At 65.4% G+C, this 23,721-nt stretch carries 23 protein-coding genes and 1 riboswitch; of the genes, 5 read left to right on the top strand and 18 right to left on the bottom strand.

All coding sequences use genetic code 11. The features are described 5' to 3' along the window. From gatB to KXR83_RS14395, 4 genes are all read right to left on the bottom strand, one after another. Positions 1-1,491, bottom strand: coding sequence for an Asp-tRNA(Asn)/Glu-tRNA(Gln) amidotransferase subunit GatB (gene gatB / locus KXR83_RS14410; RefSeq protein WP_437425413.1), 1,491 nt, complete (start codon positions 1,489-1,491; stop codon positions 1-3). A 102-nt stretch (positions 1,492-1,593) separates the two neighbouring features. After that, positions 1,594-2,628, bottom strand: a complete 1,035-nt coding sequence (locus KXR83_RS14405) for an ATP-dependent 6-phosphofructokinase (RefSeq protein ID WP_023963826.1) — start codon at positions 2,626-2,628, stop codon at positions 1,594-1,596. A 113-nt stretch (positions 2,629-2,741) separates the two neighbouring features. Further along, positions 2,742-3,395, bottom strand: a complete 654-nt coding sequence (locus KXR83_RS14400; RefSeq protein WP_062801105.1) for a response regulator — start codon at positions 3,393-3,395, stop codon at positions 2,742-2,744. 9 nt (positions 3,396-3,404) lie between these two features. Next, positions 3,405-4,682, bottom strand: coding sequence for a sensor histidine kinase (locus KXR83_RS14395; RefSeq protein WP_062801107.1), 1,278 nt, complete (start codon positions 4,680-4,682; stop codon positions 3,405-3,407). A gap of 166 nt (positions 4,683-4,848) precedes the next feature. Between KXR83_RS14395 and KXR83_RS14390 the strand changes: the two genes are divergently transcribed. Together KXR83_RS14390 and KXR83_RS14385 are read left to right on the top strand one after the other, a co-directional pair. Then, positions 4,849-5,463 carry a hypothetical protein gene (locus tag KXR83_RS14390; protein ID WP_437425412.1) on the top strand — a complete coding sequence of 205 codons (615 nt, stop codon included), beginning with the start codon at positions 4,849-4,851 and terminating at the stop codon, positions 5,461-5,463. Then, positions 5,460-6,662, top strand: a complete 1,203-nt coding sequence (locus KXR83_RS14385; RefSeq protein ID WP_437425411.1) for an alpha/beta-hydrolase family protein — start codon at positions 5,460-5,462, stop codon at positions 6,660-6,662. The genes KXR83_RS14390 and KXR83_RS14385 overlap by 4 nt, the downstream gene beginning before the upstream one ends. 67 nt (positions 6,663-6,729) lie before the next feature. On the opposite strand, the gene gatA is transcribed toward KXR83_RS14385, so the two are convergent. The 3 genes from gatA to KXR83_RS14370 all read right to left on the bottom strand — a co-directional run bounded on the left by gatA (position 6,730) and on the right by KXR83_RS14370 (position 9,193). Then, a complete protein-coding gene (gene gatA, locus KXR83_RS14380; RefSeq protein WP_437425410.1) occupies positions 6,730-8,223 on the bottom strand; it encodes an Asp-tRNA(Asn)/Glu-tRNA(Gln) amidotransferase subunit GatA in 1,494 nt (497 codons plus the stop codon). Continuing rightward, positions 8,220-8,519 (bottom strand): Asp-tRNA(Asn)/Glu-tRNA(Gln) amidotransferase subunit GatC, encoded by a 300-nt coding sequence (gatC, locus tag KXR83_RS14375; protein WP_030172075.1) that lies wholly within the window; start codon positions 8,517-8,519, stop codon positions 8,220-8,222. Before gatC ends, gatA begins: the two co-directional genes overlap by 4 nt. A 107-nt stretch (positions 8,520-8,626) precedes the next feature. Continuing rightward, positions 8,627-9,193, bottom strand: coding sequence for an antibiotic biosynthesis monooxygenase (locus tag KXR83_RS14370; RefSeq protein WP_437425409.1), 567 nt, complete (start codon positions 9,191-9,193; stop codon positions 8,627-8,629). Between the two features lie 109 nt (positions 9,194-9,302). On the opposite strand from KXR83_RS14370, the gene KXR83_RS14365 reads away from it, so the two are divergent. Both KXR83_RS14365 and KXR83_RS14360 read left to right on the top strand, forming a co-directional pair. Continuing rightward, positions 9,303-9,644 (top strand): YbjQ family protein, encoded by a 342-nt coding sequence (locus KXR83_RS14365; protein WP_437425408.1) that lies wholly within the window; start codon positions 9,303-9,305, stop codon positions 9,642-9,644. 67 nt (positions 9,645-9,711) lie between these two features. Next, positions 9,712-10,377, top strand: coding sequence for an amino acid-binding protein (locus KXR83_RS14360; RefSeq protein ID WP_437425407.1), 666 nt, complete (start codon positions 9,712-9,714; stop codon positions 10,375-10,377). An 18-nt stretch (positions 10,378-10,395) separates the two neighbouring features. Here KXR83_RS14360 and ligA read toward each other — a convergent pair whose 3' ends face one another. The 4 genes from ligA to KXR83_RS14340 all read right to left on the bottom strand — a co-directional run bounded on the left by ligA (position 10,396) and on the right by KXR83_RS14340 (position 15,533). Then, a complete protein-coding gene (gene ligA / locus KXR83_RS14355; protein WP_437425406.1) occupies positions 10,396-12,537 on the bottom strand; it encodes an NAD-dependent DNA ligase LigA in 2,142 nt (713 codons plus the stop codon). 93 nt (positions 12,538-12,630) lie between these two features. Further along, on the bottom strand, positions 12,631-13,635 hold the full coding sequence (locus KXR83_RS14350; protein WP_437425405.1) for an ABC transporter substrate-binding protein: 1,005 nt from the start codon (positions 13,633-13,635) through the stop codon (positions 12,631-12,633). Then, entirely contained in the window at positions 13,636-14,496 is an 861-nt protein-coding gene (locus KXR83_RS14345) for an ABC transporter ATP-binding protein (RefSeq protein ID WP_437425404.1), read from the bottom strand. It lies immediately after the preceding gene. Then, on the bottom strand, positions 14,496-15,533 hold the full coding sequence (locus KXR83_RS14340) for a FecCD family ABC transporter permease (RefSeq protein ID WP_437425403.1): 1,038 nt from the start codon (positions 15,531-15,533) through the stop codon (positions 14,496-14,498). Before KXR83_RS14340 ends, KXR83_RS14345 begins: the two co-directional genes overlap by 1 nt. Before the next feature lie 124 nt (positions 15,534-15,657). Then, positions 15,658-15,872: riboswitch (cobalamin riboswitch) on the bottom strand. A 44-nt stretch (positions 15,873-15,916) separates the two neighbouring features. Here KXR83_RS14340 and KXR83_RS14335 point away from each other — a divergent pair. Further along, entirely contained in the window at positions 15,917-16,321 is a 405-nt protein-coding gene (locus KXR83_RS14335; RefSeq protein WP_437425402.1) for an MmcQ/YjbR family DNA-binding protein, read from the top strand. Between the two features lie 231 nt (positions 16,322-16,552). On the opposite strand, the gene KXR83_RS14330 is transcribed toward KXR83_RS14335, so the two are convergent. The 7 genes from KXR83_RS14330 to KXR83_RS14300 all read right to left on the bottom strand — a co-directional run bounded on the left by KXR83_RS14330 (position 16,553) and on the right by KXR83_RS14300 (position 23,629). Then, complete coding sequence (locus KXR83_RS14330) at positions 16,553-17,566, bottom strand: vitamin-B12 independent methionine synthase (RefSeq protein WP_437425401.1); 1,014 nt, start codon at positions 17,564-17,566, stop codon at positions 16,553-16,555. Then, positions 17,563-18,711 (bottom strand): tRNA 2-thiouridine(34) synthase MnmA, encoded by a 1,149-nt coding sequence (gene mnmA / locus KXR83_RS14325; protein WP_437425400.1) that lies wholly within the window; start codon positions 18,709-18,711, stop codon positions 17,563-17,565. The genes KXR83_RS14330 and mnmA overlap by 4 nt, the downstream gene beginning before the upstream one ends. Next, positions 18,711-19,928 (bottom strand): cysteine desulfurase family protein, encoded by a 1,218-nt coding sequence (locus KXR83_RS14320; RefSeq protein ID WP_437425399.1) that lies wholly within the window; start codon positions 19,926-19,928, stop codon positions 18,711-18,713. Before KXR83_RS14320 ends, mnmA begins: the two co-directional genes overlap by 1 nt. An 85-nt stretch (positions 19,929-20,013) precedes the next feature. Next, the gene (locus tag KXR83_RS14315; RefSeq protein ID WP_437425398.1) at positions 20,014-20,760 is read right to left on the bottom strand and encodes a lysophospholipid acyltransferase family protein; all 747 of its coding nucleotides are present in this window, start codon (positions 20,758-20,760) and stop codon (positions 20,014-20,016) included. Between the two features lie 127 nt (positions 20,761-20,887). Then, entirely contained in the window at positions 20,888-21,703 is an 816-nt protein-coding gene (locus KXR83_RS14310; protein WP_437425397.1) for a GNAT family N-acetyltransferase, read from the bottom strand. 132 nt (positions 21,704-21,835) lie between these two features. Further along, positions 21,836-22,792 carry an electron transfer flavoprotein subunit alpha/FixB family protein gene (locus KXR83_RS14305; protein WP_437425396.1) on the bottom strand — a complete coding sequence of 319 codons (957 nt, stop codon included), beginning with the start codon at positions 22,790-22,792 and terminating at the stop codon, positions 21,836-21,838. A 51-nt stretch (positions 22,793-22,843) separates the two neighbouring features. Further along, positions 22,844-23,629, bottom strand: a complete 786-nt coding sequence (locus tag KXR83_RS14300; protein WP_023963866.1) for an electron transfer flavoprotein subunit beta/FixA family protein — start codon at positions 23,627-23,629, stop codon at positions 22,844-22,846. Between the last annotated feature and the right edge of the window lie 92 nt (positions 23,630-23,721).

Here is a 23,721-nt window from a genome sequence, read left to right as displayed (position 1 = left end):
CTACTGGCAGGCGGCCAGTACCAGTTCCTTGACCCGGGCCGGATCTGCCTGTCCCCGTGTGGCCTTCATGACATCGCCGACGATCTTTCCTGCGGCGGCCACCTTGCCGCTGCGGATCTTCTCCGCGATGTCGGGGTTGTTGATCAACGCCTCGTCGACGGCCTTCTGCAGTGCCGAGTCGTCGCGCACGACCTCCAGGCCCCGGTCGGCGATGATCTGTTCGGGTTCGCCCTCACCGTCGAGCACTGCCGTCACGACCTGCTGCGCGAGCTTGTTGGTGAGTTTGCCCTCGTCGACGAGAGCGACAACTGCCGCAACCTGGTTCGGGGTGATCGGCAGATCCGCCAGCTCGGTACTCCGGGAATTCGCTTGCTGGGCCAGGAACGAGACCCACCAGCCGCGCGCGGCGTCCACCGACGCGCCGGACTCCACTGTCGCGATGATCAGGTCCACGGCACCGAGGTTCACCAGGTCACGCATCACCTCGTCGGACAGACCCCACTCCTGCTGGATCCGTGCGCGCCGCAGCCATGGCAGTTCCGGGATGGTCTCGCGAAGTTCCTCGATCCAAGCCGAATCGGGTTGCACCGGAGGCAGATCCGGTTCGGGGAAGTAGCGGTAGTCTTCTGCGGTTTCTTTACGGCGACCGGCCGAGGTGGATCCGTCGGTCTCCTGGAAGTGCCGGGTCTCCTGGATGATGTCGACCCCGGACTTGAGCAGCGCACCCTGGCGCCGCATCTCGTACCGGACCGCGACCTCGACACTCTTGAGTGAGTTGACGTTCTTCGTCTCGGTGCGTGTACCGAACTCGGTGACGCCCTTGGGCATCAACGACAGGTTGGCATCGCAGCGCATGGAGCCCTGGTCCATACGGACGTCGGAGACACCGAGCGACTTCAGCAGATCACGCAGTGCGGTGACATATGCGCGGGCGACCTCCGGTGCCCGCTCCCCCGCTCCTTCGATCGGCTTGGACACGATCTCGATCAGTGGCACGCCCGCGCGGTTGTAGTCGAGGAGCGAGTGGCTCGCGCCGTGGATACGACCGGTGGATCCGACGTGCAGAGACTTGCCGGTGTCCTCCTCCATGTGTGCCCGTTCGATCTCGACGCGCCAGGTGGTGCCGTCGTCGAGCGCGACGTCGAGGTAGCCGTCGTAGGCGATGGGGTCGTCGTATTGCGAGATCTGGTAGTTCTTCGGCTGATCCGGGTAGAAGTAGTTCTTCCGGGCGAAGGTGCTCGACGGACGGATCGAGCAATTGAGGGCCAGGCCTATACGGATCGCCGACTCGATGGCCTTCTCGTTCGCCACCGGCAGGGAGCCGGGCAGGCCGATGCAGACTGGGCACACCTGGGTGTTCGGTTCGGCGCCGAAGGTGGTCGGGCAGCCACAGAACATCTTGGTGTTGGTGCCCAGCTCGACATGCACCTCCATGCCCATCACGGGGTCGAATTCGGAAATGACATCGTCGTAGTCGAGCAGTTCGGTCATGCACCGAGTTTAACTGGCCCCCACACCCCCGATGATGTGCCCTTTTGGCGGCGCTCACCTGGGCTTTTACTCGCCGTAAGGGCACATCATCGGGGTGGGGAGTCAGCCGAAGAAGGCCGCGGCGTCTTCGTAACGGTTCTGGGGAACGAGTTTGAGCTCTTTGGTTGCCTCGCCGATGGGAACCAATCCGATGTTCGGCCCCTGGAGGCTGACCATCATCCCGTAGTCCCCGTTGTGCGCGGCGTCGGCGGCGTTGACCCCGAATCGGGTGGCCAGCACCCGGTCGTAGGGAGTCGGTTTGCCACCGCGCTGCACGTGACCGAGCACGGTCGTCCGTACTTCCTTGTTGATCCGGCGCTCGATCTCGACGGCGAGCTGTTGAGCGACCCCGGTGAACCGCTCGTGTCCGAACTCGTCGAGCCCACCCTTGAGCACCGAGAAGTTACTGCCCTCGGCCGGTTTCGCCCCCTCTGCTACCACGCAGATGAAGTGCGAGTCACCGCGCTGGAAGCGGCGTTTGACCAGACGGCACACTTCTTCGACATCAAACGGTTGCTCGGGGATGAGGATCATGTGTGCACCGGACGCGATGCCCGAATGCAGCGCGATCCAGCCGGCGTGGCGGCCCATGACCTCCACCAGCATCACGCGCTGATGCGACTCGGCGGTGCTGTGCAGACGATCGATGGCGTCGGTCGCGACGGTCAGCGCGGTGTCGAACCCGAACGTCACGTCGGTGCAATTGATGTCGTTGTCGATGGTCTTGGGCACCCCGACCACCGGGACGCCTTCATCGGACAGCCAGGATGCGGCGGTCAATGTGCCCTCGCCACCGATCGGGATCAGGACGTCGATGCCGTTGTCGTCCAATGTCTGCCGGATCTGGTCGAGGCCGGCACGCAGCTTGTCAGGATGTGTGCGGGCAGTACCCAGCATGGTGCCGCCCTTCGCCAGCAGCCGATCGTTCCGGTCGTCGGCGGCGAGATGGATCCGCCGGTCCTCGAGCAATCCCCGCCAGCCGTCGAGGAATCCGACCACCGCCGACCCGTATCGGACCTCGCTGGTCCGGACCACGGCCCGGATCACCGCGTTCAATCCTGGGCAGTCACCGCCACCGGTTAGCACTCCAATGCGCATCTGGTGTTCCCGCTCCCTCTTCATCAATGCTCAGACTGTCATCTCTGCTCGGACAGCACGCGCTCTGCGGGCGCCACTCACGTTCAATTGTGCAACCGAATGCAAGCCCTGGCTCAGCGCACGCCGTTTTCGTAGGCATAGACGACCGCTTGCGCGCGGTCGCGCAGCTGCAACTTCGACAGCAAATTGCTGACATGGGTCTTGACCGTCTGCTCGGCCACAAAGAGATGGGTCGCGATCTCGGCGTTCGATTTGCCCTCGGCCACCTGCTCGAGCACCTCGCGTTCGCGAGGGGTCAACCCCGAGAGTTCGCTCGACGGGGCGCGGCGAGGACGTTGCCTGCTGGTCACCTCGGCGATCAGCCGGCGGGTCACCGACGGCGCGAGCAATGCGTCACCGGCTGCCACCACGCGGACCGCACGCACAAGCTCTTCGGCCGGAGCATCTTTGAGCATGAAGCCCGAGGCGCCGATCCGCAGGGCCTGATAAACGTAGTCGTCGATGTCGAAGGTGGTGAGCATCAGGATCTTGCTGGACACCTTGGCCGGTCCGGAGAGCAGTTGTTCAGCTGCTGCGAGGCCGTCGAGGACGGGCATGCGCACATCCATCAGCACCACGTCCGGGTGGAGCTGACGGACCGCCGTCACCGCTGCCTTGCCGTCCGGCGCATCCCCGACCACCGAGATGTCGGACTGAGCGGCGAGCAGGGCACCGAAGCCCTGTCGAACCATTGCTTGATCGTCCGCAATGAAGACCGTGATCGACACGTCGACAGCCTACTTTTCCACCATCCCGGCTTGCAGACCCGACTGTCCTGAATCGTCGACCACACCCGGCGCCCGGATCGGCAGGCGTGCCTGCACAACAAACCCACCGTCGGGTTGCGGTGCTGCGGACAGCACACCACCGACAGCCTTGGCCCGCTCGATCATTCCCGGAATGCCCAGTCCCCCTTCGGAATCGAGCCCGATGGGTTGTTCCGTCGGAGCGGTGTTGGCAATGGTCACCGCGAGTTCGGTTCCCTTGACCGTCACATCGACACGCACCTGCGACCCCGCCGCGTAACGGGTGGCGTTCGCCAGCGATTCCTGCACGATCCGGTACGCCACCAACGCACACGCGTCACCCACCTCGTCCGCGCCGACGGCCGGGTAATACGTGACGTCGATCCCCGCGCCCCTCGTCGCGGAGATCAGCCCGTCGATCTGCGCCAACCCTGGGTTCGGGTTGCGTGCCAGTGCATCGGCGGCCGAATCATCTTCGAGACGAAGCACACCCAGCATGGTGCGTACCTCGTCTAGGGCCTCACGTGCGACGTTGGCGATGGCATCGAACTCGGCCGCAGCCGCGTCGCCGACACCTTCGATCCGGTATTTCGCGGTCTGTGATTGCACCACCACCACCGACATCCGGTGAGCCACAACGTCGTGGAGGTCGCGGGCGATGCGGGTCCGTTCCGAGAGCACCGCATTCTTCGACTTCTCGGTGTCCTTCAGTTTGGTCTGCTGGGCGAGTTGAGCACGGGATCGCACGATGATGCGGATCAGCACGCACATGATGCCGGCGACAGCCAGTCCGATCACCCAGCCGACCTCGGCCTCACTCGGTGCAACCGAGAACATCACCAATGCCGACACCAGCCAGATCACCGGCAGAAGGCGTAGCGGCGCCTTGAGGTAGGCGAGAACCGTGAGCACCACCAGTTCGATGAAGTGCACCACCTGGATGGAGTAGTTCCAGGTGTCGAGCCGATCGATGGTCAGCCCGATGACCTGTGAGGACACCACCGAGATCGCCCAGCCCAGTGTGGGATTGGCCCAACCCAGCATGATCGGGAGGGCCGCGAACGCGGCGACGACGGGCATCAGCGCAGGCTGCACGTCGTGCGTCACCGCAAGAGTCGGCCACGCGATGGCGTACATGATGAGCGCGACGAGCGTGAAGAAGATGTTGACCTTGCGACTCAAGAATCCGATGACCGCCGGGTCGGCGGTGATCGGTAGTTTCTTGGCCTCGTCGACCACATAGTCGGCGGCAGCAGTCCACAGTTTCATTGGTTCGACATTAGCCACCCGTTCCTCGTCCGACCCCATACCTGAGAGTGAGATCTGCGCCGACCCGCAGGTAGCACGCGCACCCCCGGTGCACCTCGTTGTAGCCACCGGACAACGCGTCCGACGACCGATGCACTCGGGTGCTCCCGATTCCTACGTTCAATCCATGCGAGCCGTACACAACCGAATCTTCCTGTCCAGCTTGGTGATCTGCTTCGTGGTGGCGTTGGGTCTGTGGCCGGCAACCGCCGCCGCAGCCACCTCCGCCCCGGGGATGTCGCCCGCCGAGGCCGCCGACATCCGTACCCCGGCCGGCGCGGCGATTGTGGCATTGACAGGGCCGAGGCCCGCCGATGCGATTGCTGTACTGCCCTCGGATTTCGAGGCCGAGATGGGCTATCGGCCCGAAGTGGTCGACGGCATGCCGATCGATCCCGCGGGTGCCTGCTCATCACCCATCCCGTTGCCCGACCGGTTCGAACCGCTGTGCAAGACACACGATTTCGGATACGACCTGTTGCGTCTCGCCGACAAGAACGGTGCTCCGCTGACCGGTTGGGCCCGGGTTGCACTCGACACCATGCTCGCCGAGCGTATGCATGAGGTCTGCGACGATCCCGCCTGCGACTGGGCCGCCGATCTCGCCCGGGTGGGGTTGAGCTTCAACACCTGGCGTCAGCACTCGGGCGCCCCGGTCGCGCGGGAGTCTTTCCCGGCGATCGTTGCATCCACCTTCGTCCGCGGTGGCGAGTCGCTCGCATCTCTGGTGGGTCTGGCATGAAGGCACGCACGTGGCCACACCCGTTGGTGACGGCCGGCACCACAGCAGGCGCGGCAATCGCTTTGGCCCCTGGCTCGCTGCCCCGCGAAGCACTGATCCAGGGCGTGCTGCTCGCGGCGTTCGCCGGCATCGGTGCCCTCATCGGCATGCTGGCGTCCCGCTTCGTCCCGTGGCCGGCTGCGCGCGCGAGGAAGGCCACTGCCGTCGCCGGGGGCCTGGTCATCGTCGGGATGTTCGTACAGATGATCTGGTGGCAACTCGAGTTGCGATGGGCTCTGGGCACAGAGACCCCCGACCTCGGATGGGTGGCCGTGGCCGCCGCGCCTTCCGGGTTGGTGGCCGTGGGTGTTGCCCTGCCTTCCCGTAGTCGCATCATCGGCGCGGTGCTCGCAGCCGCCATCGCACTGTCGGTCGCCCCTTCACCTGCCGGTGCTGCGGGGTCAGGCGAGTCTGTGGCGCACAAGTTCACCGCTGTCGGCGCCCAGTCCACATCGCTACGGGTCTACGGAGAACTCGACACCCGCGACGTCACCAACCGCGCTCAGGATTTGGTGAAACGCTGGCAGGCAGCGGGTGGGATGCACCGCAGTGCGGTGGTGGTCGCAGTACCCACCGGATCGGGGTGGGTGGACCCGGACGCTCTGGTCGGGATCGAGTCGAGGATGGCCGGAGATGTGGGAGTCATTGCCCTGCAGTACAGCGACATTCCGTCTTGGCAGGCTTTTCTGTCCAGTTCCGCACCGGCCCGTGACAGTGCTGTCGCGGTCACGGCCGCGCTCATCGATGCCGTCAACCGGTCGGCCTCGCCCAACCGCCCGCACATCTACCTCTACGGCCAGAGTCTGGGTGCGGTCGGCGCCGACGCGGCACGGCAATGGGCACAGGACAATCGTCCCGGCGCGCTGTGCCACACGGTGCTCGCGGGCGCCCCGGCGGGCACGGCGTCACTGTCGGCGCCGTCGACCACCGTGTTGGCGAACGGATCGGATCCCGTGGTGCGCTGGTCCCCGCAGTTGATCTGGCAGCCGCCGGAGCTGGCGTCCGGCATCACCCACGACTTGCCGACACCACCGTGGCTACCGTTGGCCGGGTTCGTCCAGGCCAGTGCGGATCTGATCGGGGCACTGTCGTTCCCTGCCGGTCACGGTCATCAGTACGGAACCGAACAGGGTCACGTGATCCCCCTCTGCCCCCGATGATGTGGCCTTATGGCGCACCCCACCTGGGGTTTTCGTCGCCAGAAGGGCACATCATCGGGGTGTGGGGTCAGACGATCGGGCCCCGGGCCGCCTCGTACGCGGCGCCGACGCGGTACAGCCTCTCGTCGGCCATCGACGGAGCCATGATCTGCAGTCCCACCGGGAGTCCATCGTCCTCGGACAACCCCGACGGCACCGACATGGCGCAGTTCCCGGCCAGGTTCACCGGAAGGGTGCACAGGTCGAAGAGATACATGGCCAGTGGGTCGTCGACCTTCTCACCGATCGCGAACGCTGTTGTCGGAGTGGTCGGCGACACCAGAACGTCCACGGTCTCGTACGCCTTGGCGAAGTCGCGGGCGATGAGCGTGCGAACCTTCTGTGCCTGACCGTAATACGCGTCGTAGTATCCAGACGACAACGCATAGGTCCCGATCATGATGCGGCGCTTGACCTCTGGACCGAAGCCGGCCGCACGGGTCATCGCCATCACCTGTTCGGCGCTGTGGCTGCCGTCGTCGCCGACCCGCAATCCGTAACGCATCGCATCAAAGCGTGCGAGGTTGCTCGACACCTCGGACGGCAGGATCAGGTAGTAGGCACCGAGTGCGTACGTGAAGTGCGGGCACGACACCTCGACCACTTCGGCGCCACGCTCACGCAATGACTCCACGGCCGCATTGAACGAGGACAGCACGCCGGCCTGGTAACCGTCACCCTGCAATTCGGCGACGATACCAACCTTGACACCTGAAAGATCCTGCGAAGCACCAGCTTTCGCGGCGGCGACCATGTCGCCAACCGGCTGGTCGATCGACGTCGAATCCCGCGGGTCGTGCCCGGCGATCACCTGGTGCAGGAGCGCGGTGTCCAGCACGGTGCGCGCACATGGGCCGCCCTGATCGAGCGACGAGGCACATGCCACCAGTCCGTACCGCGAGACGGTGCCGTATGTCGGTTTCACGCCCACGGTCCCGGTGACCGACGCCGGCTGACGCACAGAACCGCCGGTGTCGGTGCCGATGGCGAGCGGCGCCTGGAACGAGGCCAGGGCCGCCGCACTTCCGCCACCCGACCCGCCGGGGATTTTTGTTGTGTCCCAAGGGTTTCGGGTGACCCCGTATGCCGAGTTCTCGGTGGACGATCCCATCGCGAACTCGTCCATGTTGGTCTTGCCGAGGATCGGGATGCCCGCAGCGCGCAGCCGTGAGGTGACGGTGGCGTCGTACGGAGGCACCCAGCCCTCGAGGATCTTCGAACCACAGGTGGTGGGCGCGTCGGTGGTGGTGAACACGTCCTTGAGGGCCAGCGGGACACCGGCAAGCGGCGATGCCGGGGACTCGCCCGCAGCAATGGACTTGTCGACGGCCGCGGACGCCTGCAGTGCTTCGTCGGAATTGACGTGCAGGAAGGCGTTCAGCTCGCCGTCGACCTCGGCGATCCGGTCGAGGTGCGCGCTGGTGACCTCCACGGCAGACAGTTCACCGGCATGGATCTTCTCCGCCAGTTGGGCGGCGGACAGGCCGGTGATCTCGCCGGACTGGCGGGTGGGTGCGGTCACTGTTCTTCTCCAAGGATCTGCGGCACTGCGAACCGTCCCTGCTCGACCGCGGGTGCACCCGAGAGGGCTTCCTCGGTGGTGAGGCTGGGCACGATGGTGTCGGGCCGTAAGACGTTGGCGATGTCTGCCGGATGTGCGGTGCCGGGGATGTCGGCCGCGGCGACTTCAGAGATGTTGGCGACGTGGGACAGAATCGAATCGAGCTGACCGGCGTAGTGGTCGAGTTCGTCGTCGGTCAGCGCCAGCCGCGACAACCGGGCGAGATGCGCAACCTCATCACGCGAGATGGCAGACACGAGAGATGCACCCTTTCTGTTCGAGGGCGGCCCACGATGATGTCGGCCCGAACCCCGGTCCAGACTAGTCGGCGCCGGTCCCCCGATCGCCTCAGGTGCCGCGAGCCCTACAACCAGCGTTTGAGTCGCGCGGTGATCCACGGCAGCAGCAGGTACACCATCAGCGGTGTGCTCACCACTGTGGCGATCAGCGTCTTCATCACCAGCGGCGTGTCCCCCAGGTGGGCGATGATGCCGATGTTGATCGCCAGACTGAGCGGAAAGAAGCCGAGCCAGATGGTGATCGCCTGCTTCCAGCGTGGTGGCGGAGCGCCCATCACGCGTACCGCCTGCGTCAGCGTGGACTGCGGCTCGAACCATCCTTCGATGCCGGACAGGCGATGGGTGGCGTACTCCACCGCGATCCCCTCCCCACGCGAGAGCCAGGCCTTGCGCACCGGCGACGACACCCAATCGTCGACCTGTGCGTGGTTCTCGAACCGGTACATGACGTAGTACTCGCCGGGCACCTTCGAGGAGCGCAACCATCCTCCGCCGAGGAAGCCCGGGAACGTCCGGGCCAGTGCGATTCCGGCGTCGGTCCAGGCGATGAAGTCGTGTTCTCGATCAGGCTCGATCCGGCGTGCCACGGACGTGGTCACGTCGGAATCATCGCGCGCATCGTCGATTGCCATTCGCTCATTATCGAGCCCGACCGGCAACCGCCCCGAACTCTGGGCCTGCGTCGTGATCAGGCGAATATCCGGCAGGCGGATGATGGGTCGCCGACGTATCGTCTCGTTCATGATCATCGTCACAACAAACGACATCCCCGGCTACCGAATCACCTACACCTTCGGCGAGTGCTTCGGACTGACCGTCCGGTCACGCAACATCGGATCGAACCTCGGTGCCGGCTTCAAGGCGATGGCGGGTGGTGAACTCAAGGGAGTCACACAGCTACTCCACGATTGTCGCCAGGAAGCGCTGCAGCGCTTGGCCACCGAGGCGCAGCAACGCGGCGCGAACGCCGTGGTGGCGTTCCGGTTCGAGACCACCGAGTTCGGTGGAACCGGTATCGAGGTGTGCGCGTACGGCACGGCAGTAGGCGTCGAATCGCTCCCCGGAACCACTCCTCCGGCCTGAGCACCGGCCACTGAGCACCGGCCACTGAGAGCGGGCCACACGGCAGGGCCGACGTGGCGGTGGGAGAATGTCGACCGTGTCCTATCTGCTGCGCGTCTACCTCCAGGACCGACCCGGATCCTTGGGCCTCCTGGCCGTTTCCCTGGGTTCGATCGGTGCCGACATCCTGTCGCTCGACGTTGTCGAACGCGGCGAAGGGTACGCAGTCGATGACATCGTCGTCGAGGTTCCGCGCAGCTCGCTGCCCGACACCCTGATCACTGCCGCGGAAAAGGTTGATGGTGTGCGGGTGGATTCGATCCGCCCGTACACCGGCGTCCTCGAGACCCACCGAGAACTAGAGTTGGTCAACGAGATCGCGGCCGCCGGCCGCGATCGGCTGCAGGTCCTGGTCGAAGCGGCGCCCCGGGTTCTGCGGGTTGCGTGGGCCACCATCATCACCTCAGGCGCCAACGGGGCGATTCAGCTCTTCGGGAGCTCTGGTGCCCCGGAAACCCAACTCACCGATGCGAGTTGGCTGCCGATCAACCATGAGGCCGAGCTGGATCCCGAATCGCCGTGGGTGCCGCAGTCCTGGCGCGACATGGACACTCGGTTGGCCGCCGCGCCCATCGGTTCACCGGGCAAGGCGTTACTCCTCGGTCGACCCGGTGGCCCGGACTTCCGTCCGTCCGAGATTGCCCGGATCGGTTACCTCGCGAAGATCGTGACGACGGTCCTCAAACAACCGTGACCCGGGTCGGCCGCATCATCACTCCTGCGGCGCGTCACCTTCGTCCACGTCGGCAGGTGATTCGTCGGTCTTCGCCGGCGGAGGCCCTTCTGCGAGAAGCTTTTTGAACCCGTCTTCATCGAGAATGGGTACGCCGAGCTGTTCGGCCTTGTCCGCCTTGGTACCGGGCGAATCCCCGACGACGACATAGGCCGTCTTCTTCGACACCGACCCTGACGCCTTGCCCCCGCGCACCAGGATGGCCTCTTTGGCGCCGTCGCGGGAGAAGTCCTGCAGCGAGCCGGTGACCACGATGCTCAGGCCTTCCAGCGTGCGCGGGATGGAAGCGTCTCGCTCGTCCTCGAGCTGCACACCCGCCTCACGCCATTTGCGGACGATCTCACGATGCCAATCGACCGTGAACCAGTCAGCGACGCTCTGCGCCAACGTGTTCCCCATACCCTCCACGCTCGCGAGCTGTTCGGCTGTTGCCGATTCGATGGCCTCCAGGCTGCCGAACTCGGTGGCCAATGCGCGTGCGGCGCTCGGGCCGACGTGCCGGATCGACAACCCGACCAATACCCGCCACAGCGGTACCTTCTTGGCCGCAGAAAGGTTCGCGAGCAACCGCTTACCGTTCGCAGAGAGATCTCCCGATTTGGTGGTGAACAAAGTGGTCTTGCGGAGATCGTCCTCGGTCAGACTGAACAGATCACCCTCGTTGTCGAGCACCCCGGAGCTCAGAAGCGCGGTGGCAGCCTCGTATCCGAGGGCCTCGATGTCGAATGATCCGCGACCGGCGATGTGGAACAGCCGCTCTCGCAGCTGGGCCGGGCACGATCTGCTGTTGGGACAGCGGATGTCGGCGTCGCCCTCCTTCTGCGGCGCCAATTCAGTGCCGCATTCGGGACAGTGCGTGGGCATCACGAACTCACGTTCGGTGCCGTCTCGCAGGTCGACCACAGGTCCGAGCACTTCGGGGATGACGTCTCCGGCCTTCCGGATGGTGACGGTGTCGCCGATCAGAACGCCCTTGCGCTTGACCTCGGACGCGTTGTGGAGCGTTGCCATGCCGACCGTCGAACCAGCCACCAGAACGGGCTTCATCGATGCGAAAGGAGTGACCCGACCGGTACGTCCGACATTGACCAAGATGTCCAGCAGTTTTGTGGTCGCCTCTTCGGGGGCGTATTTGTACGCGATGGCCCACCGCGGCGCGCGCGAGGTGGACCCCAGCCGACGCTGGAGCGAGATGTCGTCCACCTTGACGACGATCCCGTCGATCTCGTGTTCGACGTCGTGGCGGTGTTCACCCCAGTAGGCGATCTTCTCCAGGATGGCGTCGGCGCCGGTGAGTTTGGTGGTGTGCTCGGAGACCGGCAGGCCCCAGGCGCCCAACGCCAGATAGGCGTCGTGGAGTGTCTTGGGCGGCGTTCCGTCCATCCGGCCGAGCCCGTGACAGATCATGCCCAGTCGTCGTCTGGCGGTGATCTGCGGGTTCTTCTGGCGGAGTGACCCGGCTGCGGAGTTGCGTGGGTTGGCGAACGGCGCCTTGCCCGCCTCCACGAGAGACGCGTTGAGTGCCTCGAAGTCCGCTACTCGGAAGAACACCTCGCCGCGCACCTCGAGCAGGTCGGGTATCGGGTAGTCGTCGGACGGGGTGAGCCGGTGCGGTACGTCGTTGATGGTCTTTGCGTTGAGAGTGACGTCCTCGCCGGTGCGCCCGTCGCCGCGTGTGGTGCCGCGAACGAGGACACCCTTTTCGTAGACCAGTGCAAGGGCGACGCCGTCGATCTTCAGCTCACACAGATAATCCAGGCCCGAACCGGCGTCAGCCTCCACACGCGACACCCAGCTGCGCATCTCCTCGGCGTCGAACACATTGTCCAGCGACATCATTCGCTCGAGATGGTCGACGGCCTTGAACTCGGTGGCGAAACCGCCGCCGACCAACTTGGTGGGCGAATCGGCGACAGCCAACTCCGGGTACTGGTCTTCGAGGGCCTGCAGGCGGCGCAACAGCGTGTCGAACTCACCGTCGGTGATGACGGGAGCATCTTTCACGTAGTAGCGGAATTGGTGGTCACGCACCTCCTCGGCCAACTGCGACCACCGCTCTCTGGCCGCAGAAGGAGTCGGCTCCGCGGGCGTCTGCTCACTGATGTCTGCACTGTTGGCCACCCCTCGAAGATAGTCCAGGGGGCTGACACCGAAACCGGACTCGCGGGGTTCGATCCATCGGCACGGACCGTGCGGTGGAGACCCCGCAGGGCTCTAGCGGCCGATGGATCGCAGGTAGTTCCCGACCGTGACCACAGCCTGCGGATTCCTGGGGCCCTCCACCAGGGCGGCGTAGGGCAGCGCCATGATGTGTCCCTCGCGGACCGCGGCCGAGCCCGACATCAACGGGTGCGATTCGAGCTGACGGATCTTCGCGGCCACGGAGTCGGCCGGTCCCGCCCCGTAGTCGACGACGATGATGACCTCGGGATCACGCTGGGCGGCAGCCTCCCACGAGGTGGTGGTCCACGAGTCGTTCAGGTCATCGAAGATGTTGCGGCCACCGGCCTCGGTGATGATCTGTTGAGGTGCAGCGGTTCTGCCCGAGGTGAAGGGTTCGGGGGCGGCACTGTCGAAGAGGAAGATCCTGGCCGGGTCACCCTCTCGAGGCACAGCCGCGTTCACACCGCGCACCAGGTTCCGGTACTCCTGCACCAAGTTGTCCGCACGCTCGCGGACCCCGAAGATGTCACCGAGATTCTCCAGATCGGCATACAGGGCATCGAACGGCGCCATGATCCCCCGGCGCGTTGTTCCGGGCTGACGACATGCCTCGGTGAGTTGGTACGGGACGGCGCCGATCTGTTCGATCCAGTCAGGTGTCAGACCGGTCGACTCCCGGAAGCCGTAATTCCATCCGGCGAAGACGAAATCGGGGTCGGCCGCCTGCACGATCTCCCGGGTGAATGCCTTGCCGAGTTCGGGGGTCGATTCAAAATCCGCCTTCCAAGGCGAGGTCTGCACGTCACGTTCTTTGCCGGGATAGGTGGTGTACCCGACGAGCCGGTCGGCCAGTCCGAGCGAGAACATCATCTCGGTGATGCCGGTGTCATTGGTCACCACGCGGGTGGGCGTCCCCGATACCGTCAGTGGCGCACCGCAATTCGTCACCGTCACCGTGGGCCCGCCGGACGGGGCCTTCTGCTCCACGTCGGCGCCGCACGCGCTGACTGCCACCGCCATCACGATCATCGCAAGGGCACAACGATTTCGGTACATTCAGCTCTCCTCGTGGTGAAGTGCATGGGGTGCGTGGTTCGGCACCGGTTTGTGCCCGTCGGAGACGGCCCCGTTGAGACCGTCAGAGACCGGTCTGCGGAGACCGTCAAAGATGATCTGGGGAACGCCTAGGCGGGGATGGGCGACGATGTGGCAGCCGATCGAGAACCACCGGTTGATCACGGTTTCGGTGAAGACCTCATGAGGGGTTCCGGCACACACCACCGCGCCGTCGACGAGCACGAGGACACGGTCGCAGTACTGCGCGGCCAGGTTGAGGTCGTGCAATGCCGCTATCACCGTGATGCCCAGCCTTTTTGCCGCGCCGAGCACGCCGTGTTGATGTTGCACGTCGAGGTGATTGGTCGGTTCGTCGAGCACGAGCACCTGTGGTTCCTGGGCCAGAGCACGAGCGATCAGGACGCGCTGTTTCTCGCCGCCGGACAGAGAGGAGAACAATCGTGAGCGCAGGTCGCCGGCATCGGCCTTGTCCATCGCCTCCCCGATGGCCTCGTCTTCGGCGGCACGGTCGCGGGCGACGATCCCGCTGTGTGGCAATCGCCCGGTGGCGACCACCTCGCGCGCTGTGAAGTCGAAGTGCAAGGTGTTGTCCTGGGTCAACGCGGCCACTTGACGGGCATTTTCGCGCATGCTGATGGCACGAATGTCGCGCTCACCCACCACGATACGACCATCGGACGGTTTCAAGGCCCGATACAGACAGCGCAGCGTCGTGGATTTGCCGCTGCCGTTGGGCCCGACGATCCCGACGAACTGGCCCGCCTCGACGGTCACGTTCATGTCGCCCACCACCAGGCGGCCGCCGATCTCGACATCCACGTGATCGAACTGCACGCGCATCAGATCTGCACCATCGATGCATCACGGCGTCTCATCAAGAACACGAACACCGGTACCCCGACTGCCGCGGTGATCGCCCCCAGCGGCAATTCCTGTGGCGGAACCACCGTGCGTGACAACAGATCTGCAGAAACGAGGAAGACGGCGCCGAGCAAGGGCGTCACGACGATGAGTCGCCGGTGATCGGCGCCGACGAGCAGTCGCGCCACGTGTGGGACGACCAGACCGACGAATCCGACCGCGCCACACACCGACACGAAACAACCCGTCATCGCGGCCGCGATGACGAACAGGAGGATCCTGAACCGCGATGCGTTGAGTCCCAGTGCGGCACTGACCTCGTCGCCCATCGACAACGCGTTCAGGCGTCGCGCACACAGGGCGATGGACACCATCCCCACCGCGGCGACGACCACCACCAGTGGCACCATGCGCCAGCTGACGCCCGACAGGCTCCCCAGGAGCCAGAACATCACGCTGCGCGCACCGTCGCCTTGCGGTGCCATGAAGATCAGCACGGTGGTGACCGCCGAGAAACCATATCCGAGCGCGGTTCCCGTCAGCACGAGCCGCAAAGGCACCAATCCGGCTGCGGATCTCGCCATCAGATAGACGAGGGCGGTGGCACCGAGAGCGCCCAGGAACGCGGCGGTACTCAGCGCGTAGATACCCAGCGCACCGAAAGTGCCGAACAGGACAACCGCGGTCGCGCCCACGGATGCTCCCGAGGAGATCCCGAGGACGTACGGGTCTGCCAATGCGTTGCGCACCATCGCCTGTACGAGCAGACCCACAGCACTGAGTCCGGCGCCGACAAACATTGCCACGATCAGTCGCGGCATTCTGGAATCGACCACAATCCGGTAATTGGGCACGTCGTCCGCGGGTATTGCGCCTCCGACCAACTCGGCCCAGAGGAACGAGGTGGTGTCACGCCACGGAACGTGAACGGTACCGAACATGAGCGCCACCACCGACACAGCGACCAGCGCGAAACACAACCCGACCACCAACGCAGTCACCGAATGAGGGCGCATCGCCGCACTTTCCGCTGTACCGGATGCCGGCCGACCTGTACGCATGCGTCAGCGAATGAAGGCGCGCGCGAGCACACCATCACCGCGTCAACCGTGTCCCTCGGAGTCGACGGGCGACCACGCCGGCGGCGCGGTCGCGTTGGCAGGTCTTCGGACTCGTGGACATGGCACCGAATGTTCGGTGTCTCCTACCGGCGGTCGCTTCCCAGGCATACACCCAGTGCTGGTGACCGCGTTCGTTTCCACTCACCGCTGCGGGGCAGTTCCGGATCTTCACCGGATTCCCTCTTACGATCCGCCGATCACTGACCGGCGGAAACCAACGCCCGGTCAACCTAACATTTCACCGGCACCCGAACAGACACCGGTTCTAGACTGTCGCCATGCCCCACCCGATCATGTACTCCGAGGACGACCCCGTCCTGATTCGACTGCGCACCATTGCACTCGCGTTCCCGGATGCGACGGAGAAGATCGCACACGGTCGCCCGACGTTCCGTGGCGGAAAGATGTTCGGCATGTACGGCGGTGGGGTCAAAGGCGGACCACAGTTCGAGCAGTCGCTGCTGTTCAAGGTCGAGCAGACCGAACGCGTTGCACTGGAACAGGACTCGCGATTCTTCTACCCGGCGTACGTGGGACCGTACGGATGGATGGGGATCGACCTGTCGGCACGGCCGGATTGGACGGAGGTGGCCGAACTACTCGATGCCAGCTACCGCTCTGTCGCGACCAAGAAGCTGATCGCCCGGCTCGACGCCGGCGAGCGTCCCGACGAACTGTCCTGACGTCATCGCTCGGTTGCTGCGCCGGGGCCGAACTCATCACCGTCCTCGGCGGGCTGAGGGCCCGCATCGTCACGGCCATGGCACGGGAGCGGCGAGATGAAAGTGCCGCCCTTCATCGCGGTCCGAAACCGCGTCGGTCTCGCGCATATCCGTGCGCGGCAGGCGAAGTTGTCCATACCTCATCAGAGGCTGCACAGGCTATGAATGTTCCCGATCGACCGGGCCGGGTCGCTATACCGCGGTCGGGTCGGCGAGCAAGCCGGCCGCCGCTGTGGTGCACAGCGAAAGCGCAGTCTTCGCCCAGGCGGCATCGGCACCGGCCAGACCGCACGCGGGACTGATAACCACCTGTTCCGCCAGGACCTTCCGGGAGAGCCCGATTCGGTCGGTCAGAGCGGCGCACGACGCGGCCACCTGTTCCGCGGCGAGTTCGGTTGCGGGGGCAGCTGTGGGCACGGCGCCCAGGATGACGTCCCGACCCTCGTCGAGCAGCTGCCCGATGCCGTCGAGATCCGCCGTGCGGATCTGCGCGAGATCCACACTCACTGCAGCAAATTTGGTGCGCTCCAACAGCTCCCAGGAAAAGTTTGCCGAGCAGTCGTGCATCACCACCGGCCTGCCGACGACATCGATGAAGCCGTCGTACTTCTCGGCGAGCACAGCGACGGGTACGGGCCTGATGGTGTCGAAACGGGTGAGCGGCTCCACCGAGCCCTCGATCACCCGCCCGATCATCGGCTCGTCGATCTGGACGATCACGTGAGCTCCGGTGCGGCGACGGACCTCGTCGGCATGCACTCGCAGGCCCTCGGCCATCGAATCAACGAGATCCGACCACGCCCCGACATCGTGCAGGATCTTGTGACCGTTGCGCAGTTCCACCGACGCGGCCAACGTGAACGGGCCGCACGCCTGCAGTTTGACGAACCGGTCGGTCGCGGCCATCCCGGCCCGCTCCCAGGCCTCTTCGAAGGCGTCGAGGTCGGCGTTCAAGAAGTCACGCGCGCGGCGGGTCAATCCGGATTTGCGCGCGGACAGGCGGTAACCGGAGGCCACGGTGTCCATCGGCATGTCAACCAGCAGGGCAGCCGACCGCCCGATCATGTCGGCCCCGAGCCCGCGCTGCGGCAGTTCGGGGAGAAACGCCAACTCGCACTCGCCCAGGCTGATGCCCGCGGATTCGATCGGATCGGTACCCGGCATCGATCCGACACCGGTTCCGGTGCCGGCCGGCAGGACGGTCACGTGGTGGCGCTGCTGACGAGATCCGACGGGACCGAACCGGTGACAGCGATTCGTCCACTGCCCAGGACCAGGTCACCCGACACCGAATCCGGCTCGTACAGCACTGCCGCCTGCCCGCGGGCCACCCCGGTGAGGGGGCTGCGCAGGGTGATGCGGATACCCGGGCCCTGCCCGTCGACACCGTCTGAAGGCTCCAGCTCGATGGCCTCGGCAACGGCCGGCGCCAAGCCCCCGTGGGCCCGGACCTGGACCATGCACTCGAACGGTTCGGTGGGAGTGTTTCCGGATGTCCAGATGGCCTTGCGGGCGATGATCGTCCACACCTGGAGATGCTCGGAGGAACCCACCGTCACGGTTCCGGAGTCGGGATCGATCTCGGTCACGTATCGCGGTTTGCCGTCGACAGCCGGTGCATCGATACCGAGCCCCTTGCGCTGTCCGATGGTGAACCCGTGGACGCCTTCGTGCTGGGCCAGTTCGGCACCGGAGTCGGCGTCGACGACCTTGCCGGGCCGGACACCGATCGTGGCACCGAGGAACGCCCGGGTGTCACCGGTGGGGATGAAGCAGATGTCGTGTGAATCAGGCTTGTTGGCAACGGACAGGCCCCTAGCGGCGGCTTCTTCCCGGATCTGGTCCTTGGGTGTGTCGCCCACCGGGAACATCGCCCGCGACAGCTGCGCCGGAGTCAGCACGGCGAGCACGTACGACTGGTCTTTGTCGTGGTCGACCGCCCGACGCAACCGGCCGCCTTCGAGCCGTGCGTAGTGGCCGGTGGCAACCGCGTCGAAGCCCAGGGCAATAGCGCGTTCGGCCAGTGCCGAGAACTTGATCTTCTCGTTGCACGTCAGGCAAGGATTGGGGGTCTGCCCGGCCGCATATGCCGCAACGAACTCGTCGATGACGTCATCTTTGAACCGATCAGCGAAATCCCAGACGTAGAAAGGGATTCCGAGAACATCCGCGGCCCGCCGGGCATCAGACGCATCCTCACGCGAACAGCAACCGCGGGACCCGGTCCGCAGCGCACCCGGCGCCGTGGACAGGGCCAGGTGCACCCCGACCACATCGTGTCCGGCGGCCACCGCCCGTGCGGCAGCCACCGCCGAGTCGACACCGCCACTCATCGCTGCGAGTACTCGCATCAGCGCTCTCCTGCCATTGCCGTGGCCATCCCGGCGGCGCGGGCGCGGGAGACCACTTCACCGATGACAGCGCCTACGGCGTCGATGTCATCGCGGGTTGTCGAGGGCGCCAGCGAGAACCGCAGCGAACTGCGGGCCCGAGCAGTGGATACGCCCATCGCGGTCAGCACATGAGATGCCTGGGCCACGCCTGCGGTGCAGGCAGAGCCGGTGGAACACTCGATGCCGTTGGCGTCGAGCAACATCAACAGCGAATCACCCTCGCAGCCAGGAAAAGACACGTGCACGTTGCCCGGAAGCCGTGCCGAGCCGGTGGGTCCGTTGACCACACAGTCGTCGGTGTTCTCGGTCAGCACCGCGAACAGATGTTCGCGCAGGCTCGTCACTGCCGGGACGGTGGCCGGTAGCTCTCGCACCGATTGTTCAAGCGCTACAGCCATTCCCACCGCGGCCGCTACGTCCGGGGTGCCCGAGCGAACATCCCGTTCGTGGCCACCACCGTGAAGCAGCGGTACGCAGTCCACATCGCGGCCCAGCAACAGCGCGCCGATCCCGTGGGGCCCACCGAACTTGTGTCCGGCGATGCTCATCGCCGAGAGGCCGCTGGCGGCGAAGTCGAGGGGAAGGTGTCCGGCCGCCTGCACGGCATCGGAATGCATGGGAACGCCGTACTCCCGGCAGATCGCGGCAAGCTCCGCGATCGGCTCGATGGTGCCGACCTCGTTGTTCGCCCACATCACACTGACCAGTGCTGTGTCCTCTGCGTGCGCGGTGAGCGCGGCGCGCAGATCTGCCGGGTCCACAAGACCCTGATGATCGACGGGCAGCCAGGTGACCTCGGCTCCCGCAGTGTCGGCAAGCCAGAGCACCGGGTCGAGAACGGCGTGGTGTTCGATGGAGGACGCAATGATGCGGCGGCGGCCGGCGGCCGGCGAACCCGACTTGTTGCGCGCCCAGAAGATGCCCTTGACCGCGAGGTTGTCGCTTTCGGTTCCGCCCCCGGTGAAAACCACCTCGGACGGTCGCCCACCCAGTGATGCCGCGATGGATTCCCTTGATTCCTCCAGGTGCCGGCGGGCGCGCCGTCCCGACGCGTGCAGCGACGATGCGTTGCCCGCGGTGCCCAGGATCTGACTCATCGCCACGACTGCTGCAGGCACCATCGAGGTTGCCGCTGCGTGATCGAGGTAGATCGGGGCCCGGTCGGAGGAGAACATAACCAATCCAGGATAACCGCTCGCAGAGCTGGTTCTATTCCACCGGCGTCCGGGCAGCGCCCCGACCACCGGGACCGTCCGGTGGTCAGCTCACCATCGCGGCGGGGATGCCCGACGAGAGACCGATCAACGAAGGCTCTCCGAACACGATTCGCTCGCAGCGGTCGGCGAGCTCACGCCGGTCCGATCCCGGCAGTTGGGGTTCGCAGAGGCGGACGTGCACGGTCAGCCCTTTGGCCCGCAGGACCCGACCCATCGTGTCGGCGATGTTGTCGGTCCCGATGAAGGCCGCGACCGGGCTGATCGCGCCGTCCGGTGTGTGAAAGCTCACCACCAGTGGCTGGACCGGGACCCCTGTTTCGACCGCGGCCTGGAAGATCGCGGGACGGAAACGACCGCCGCCGCGACCGCATCGCGTCGTCCCCTCGGGAAACAACCCGACGCTGTCCCCCGCTCGGAGTCCGTCGACGGCGTCCGAGATGACGGACGGAAGGTCGCGCAACGACTCGCGGCGGATCGGGATCACACCCAGGCGACGGGTGAGCGTTCCGATCACCGGCCATCGGGTCAGTTCTGCCTTGGCCACGAAGCGGGCAGGGCTGACGGTCGCGATCGCGAGGATGTCCAGGAACGAGATGTGGTTGGCGACGATCAAGCCTGCGCCTAAGACCCGCGTGTCCCCCGCAGACAATTCGCTGTGCCGGACGCGTACCCGGATGCCGATCGAAGCCAGCAACACGACGGCCATCCACCGCACGTACCCGGCACGCGCCGACCGCGGCAGCAGAGGCACCAGGACCCCGAGGGTGACCGCGAACGCCACGGTCGTCATCAGTGCGATGACGCGCCAGCTCCTGCGTACCCGCCCCGCTTCGCAGCTCGAGGTGGACAGGCAACTGCTGTCACAGGCACTCGCCGGAAACCAGCTGTGCCGAGCGGGCGCGTTTGTGACCACCGGGTCATCTGTCATCGGGCACCCGCTCGGCAGCCTGGCGGAGACGGTCCAGGTACCGGGTGTTAGCGCGTTCGCGATCGATCAACGTGAAGAAGTCGGCCACCCCGAAGTCGGGGTCGTAGGCCGGTTCTCCGCACACCCAGGCCCCCATCCTGAGATATCCACTGAGCAGCGGTGGGAACGTCAGGCGTTCGGGCGGTGCGATGTCGTCGAGCCGCAGGCCGTCGAGCACCACCGGCCTGTGCGGGTACACCTCCCAGGGACCACGGTGCCGGTCGCGCACGAAGTCCCGGATACCGCGAACCTGTGCGCCGGGCCGGTCGCGGTCGCTGTCCTTGCAGATCGGCACCGAGGTCGCACCCATGAGATACCGGTAGCCACTGAGATCCAGATACCTCAGGATGCCCGCCCACATGAGAGCCAGAACCGATCCGGACCGGTGTTCGAGGGCAACACACGCCCGGCCCATCTCGACCGTTTGCGGCGCAATCGAATCCAGTTCGTGGACGTCGAATTCCGTAGCGGTGTAAGGGCCTCTGGCGGCGATGGCACCCGGCGGCGGCAGGAGGCGATAACAGCCGACCACGACACCGGTCATGTTGTGGCGCACCATGAGGTGGTCACAGAACTCGTCGAAGGGGTCGCAATCGCGTCCGTCGGTGACTCCGGCCATCGCGCCGCCGAAACCCGGCTCGTTCGCGAAGACCTGGTATCGCAGACGCGAGATGACGTCGATGTCGGAAGGGTCGGTACTCAGATACAGGCTGTAGTCGCGCCCGGAGACGAGTGCGGTCGTGCTGATGACTGCGGGTGTCCTCATGGGCACAGGTGTATCGAGCGCGTCGGACCGGTCGGAATCGGCGGCGTGTCGTGTCGGTGCAACGTGCATGAACAGCAGATGACCCCCCGGCAGGGTGCCAGGGGGTCATCTGTGGTTCAGCTGCGAGCGGTGTTACTTCCGCTTCTTGACCGCTTCGGTGAGCTGCGGTGCCACGTTGAAGAGGTCACCGACGATGCCGTAGTCGGCGATCTCGAAGATGGGAGCTTCTTCGTCCTTGTTGACCGCCACGATGGTCTTGGAGGTCTGCATACCCGCACGGTGCTGGATGGCGCCTGAGATACCCAGAGCGACATACAGTTGCGGCGACACGGTCTTACCGGTCTGGCCCACCTGGAACTGGCCGGGGTAGTAACCGGAGTCGACAGCCGCACGCGAGGCACCGACAGCGGCACCGAGCGAATCGGCGAGTTCCTCGACGACAGAGAACTTCTCGGCACTGCCGACGCCGCGTCCACCCGACACGACGATGGTGGCCTCGGTCAGTTCCGGACGGTCACCGCCGACGTTCGGCTCGACCTTGGTGATCTTGACCGCGTTCTCGGGAACCTCGGGCACCTCGACGTCGACGCGTTCACCGGCGCCGGCCTGCGGGGCTGCCTCGACCGCGCCGGGACGCACCGAGTACACCGGGACGTCGCCGCCGGCCTGTGCCTCAGCGGAGAAGGCGCCGCCGAAGATGGAGTAGACGCCCACTCCGCCTTCTTTGACCTCGACCACGTCGGCGTGAACGCCCGAGCCGAGCCGTGCGGCAAGGCGTCCGGCGATCTCTTTGCCGTCGAAGTTGGCGGTCACGAGTACACCCGCCGGGGAGACTTGCTCCACCAAGGTGCCGAGGATGTCGACCTTCGGCGTGATCAGGTAGCCGTCGACGTCGTCGGACTCGGCGACGTAGATCTTCTCGGCGCCGAACTCCTTGAGCTCGTCGGCGATGGCGTCGGTTGTTCCGGGCTTGGCCGCGACGACAACAGACGGGGTGCCCAGTGCGCGGGCAGCGGTGATGAGTTCGGAAGTGACCTTCTTCAGGGCACCTTCCGCGTCAAACTCGGCGAGGACGAGTACTTCAGCCATTTGTTAACTCCTTGCGGTGTGGTCGATGTCGGGGGATGTGATCGGCGGGGATCAGATGATCTTCTGACCGACCAGGAACTCGGCGACCTTCGTGCCGCCGTCACCCTCATCGACGACCTTTTCGCCCGCGCTCTTCGGCGGCTTGGGGGTCGCGCTGGTGACCGTCGATCCGGCATTCGCCAGTCCGACCTCTTCGGCTTCGACGCCGATGTCGGCAAGCGAAAGAACCTGAACCTCTTTCTTTTTCGCCGCCATGATGCCCTTGAAGGACGGGAAGCGAGGCTCGTTGATCTTCTCGCCGACGCTCACGATGGCAGGCAGGGTGGACTCGAGATGGAAGATGCCCTCGTCCGTCTCGCGCTCGCCGGTGATCTTGTCGCCCTCGATGGTGAGCTTGCGCATGTGCGTGAGGTGCGGGAGCTCGAGGTACTCGGCGATGATGGCCGGCACGGCGCCGACGCGACCGTCGGTGGCCTCGTTGCCCGCGATGACGAGTTCGACGCCCTCGACGGTGCCCAGCGCGCGGGCGATGACCCAAGCGGTCTGGATGGCGTCGCTACCGTGCATCTGGTCATCCTTGACGTGGATGGCCTTGTCGGCCCCCATCGACAGTGCCTTGCGGATGGCGTCGGTCGCGCGATCCGGTCCGACCGTCAGCACGGTGACTTCACCGCCGTCCGCTTCTTTGATCTTCAGAGCCTCTTCGACGGCCTTCTCGTTGATCTCGTCGAGTACGGCGTCGGCGGCTTCGCGATCGAGGGTGTAATCACCATCGCTGAGCTTGCGCTCGGAGTAGGTGTCAGGGACCTGCTTGATCAGAACGACAATGTTTGTCATGGGTCTTCGTCGACCTCCTGCGTAGGGTTCTGGACAACTTACCCGTCGGTAAGTACTCCTGTTTCTTTACCACCTTAGCGCGCACTTCGGGC

The sequence above is a fragment of the Williamsia muralis genome (assembly GCF_051487485.1).
Taxonomy (GTDB): Bacteria; Actinomycetota; Actinomycetes; order Mycobacteriales; family Mycobacteriaceae; genus Williamsia; species Williamsia muralis_B.
Note: the sequence above shows the minus strand (reverse complement) of the source record. Positions and strands in the feature narration are given on the sequence as shown.

Coding starts and splice junctions, on each gene's coding strand:
- KXR83_RS14345 (WP_437425404.1), bottom strand. CDS start 14,496: ATGCGCGTGCAGTTCGATCACGTGGATGTCGAGATCGGCGGCCGCCTG.
- KXR83_RS14320 (WP_437425399.1), bottom strand. CDS start 19,928: ATGTTCTCCTCCGACCGGGCCCCGATCTACCTCGATCACGCAGCGGCA.
- KXR83_RS14365 (WP_437425408.1), top strand. CDS start 9,303: ATGATCATCGTCACAACAAACGACATCCCCGGCTACCGAATCACCTAC.
- KXR83_RS14350 (WP_437425405.1), bottom strand. CDS start 13,635: ATGTACCGAAATCGTTGTGCCCTTGCGATGATCGTGATGGCGGTGGCA.
- KXR83_RS14390 (WP_437425412.1), top strand. CDS start 4,849: ATGCGAGCCGTACACAACCGAATCTTCCTGTCCAGCTTGGTGATCTGC.
- KXR83_RS14395 (WP_062801107.1), bottom strand. CDS start 4,682: ATGAAACTGTGGACTGCTGCCGCCGACTATGTGGTCGACGAGGCCAAG.
- KXR83_RS14305 (WP_437425396.1), bottom strand. CDS start 22,792: ATGGCTGAAGTACTCGTCCTCGCCGAGTTTGACGCGGAAGGTGCCCTG.
- KXR83_RS14310 (WP_437425397.1), bottom strand. CDS start 21,703: ATGAGGACACCCGCAGTCATCAGCACGACCGCACTCGTCTCCGGGCGC.
- KXR83_RS14335 (WP_437425402.1), top strand. CDS start 15,917: ATGCCCCACCCGATCATGTACTCCGAGGACGACCCCGTCCTGATTCGA.
- KXR83_RS14405 (WP_023963826.1), bottom strand. CDS start 2,628: ATGCGCATTGGAGTGCTAACCGGTGGCGGTGACTGCCCAGGATTGAAC.
- KXR83_RS14385 (WP_437425411.1), top strand. CDS start 5,460: ATGAAGGCACGCACGTGGCCACACCCGTTGGTGACGGCCGGCACCACA.
- gatB (WP_437425413.1), bottom strand. CDS start 1,491: ATGACCGAACTGCTCGACTACGACGATGTCATTTCCGAATTCGACCCC.
- KXR83_RS14370 (WP_437425409.1), bottom strand. CDS start 9,193: ATGGCAATCGACGATGCGCGCGATGATTCCGACGTGACCACGTCCGTG.
- KXR83_RS14340 (WP_437425403.1), bottom strand. CDS start 15,533: ATGCGCCCTCATTCGGTGACTGCGTTGGTGGTCGGGTTGTGTTTCGCG.
- KXR83_RS14315 (WP_437425398.1), bottom strand. CDS start 20,760: ATGACGACCGTGGCGTTCGCGGTCACCCTCGGGGTCCTGGTGCCTCTG.
- mnmA (WP_437425400.1), bottom strand. CDS start 18,711: ATGCGAGTACTCGCAGCGATGAGTGGCGGTGTCGACTCGGCGGTGGCT.
- KXR83_RS14360 (WP_437425407.1), top strand. CDS start 9,712: ATGTCGACCGTGTCCTATCTGCTGCGCGTCTACCTCCAGGACCGACCC.
- KXR83_RS14300 (WP_023963866.1), bottom strand. CDS start 23,629: ATGACAAACATTGTCGTTCTGATCAAGCAGGTCCCTGACACCTACTCC.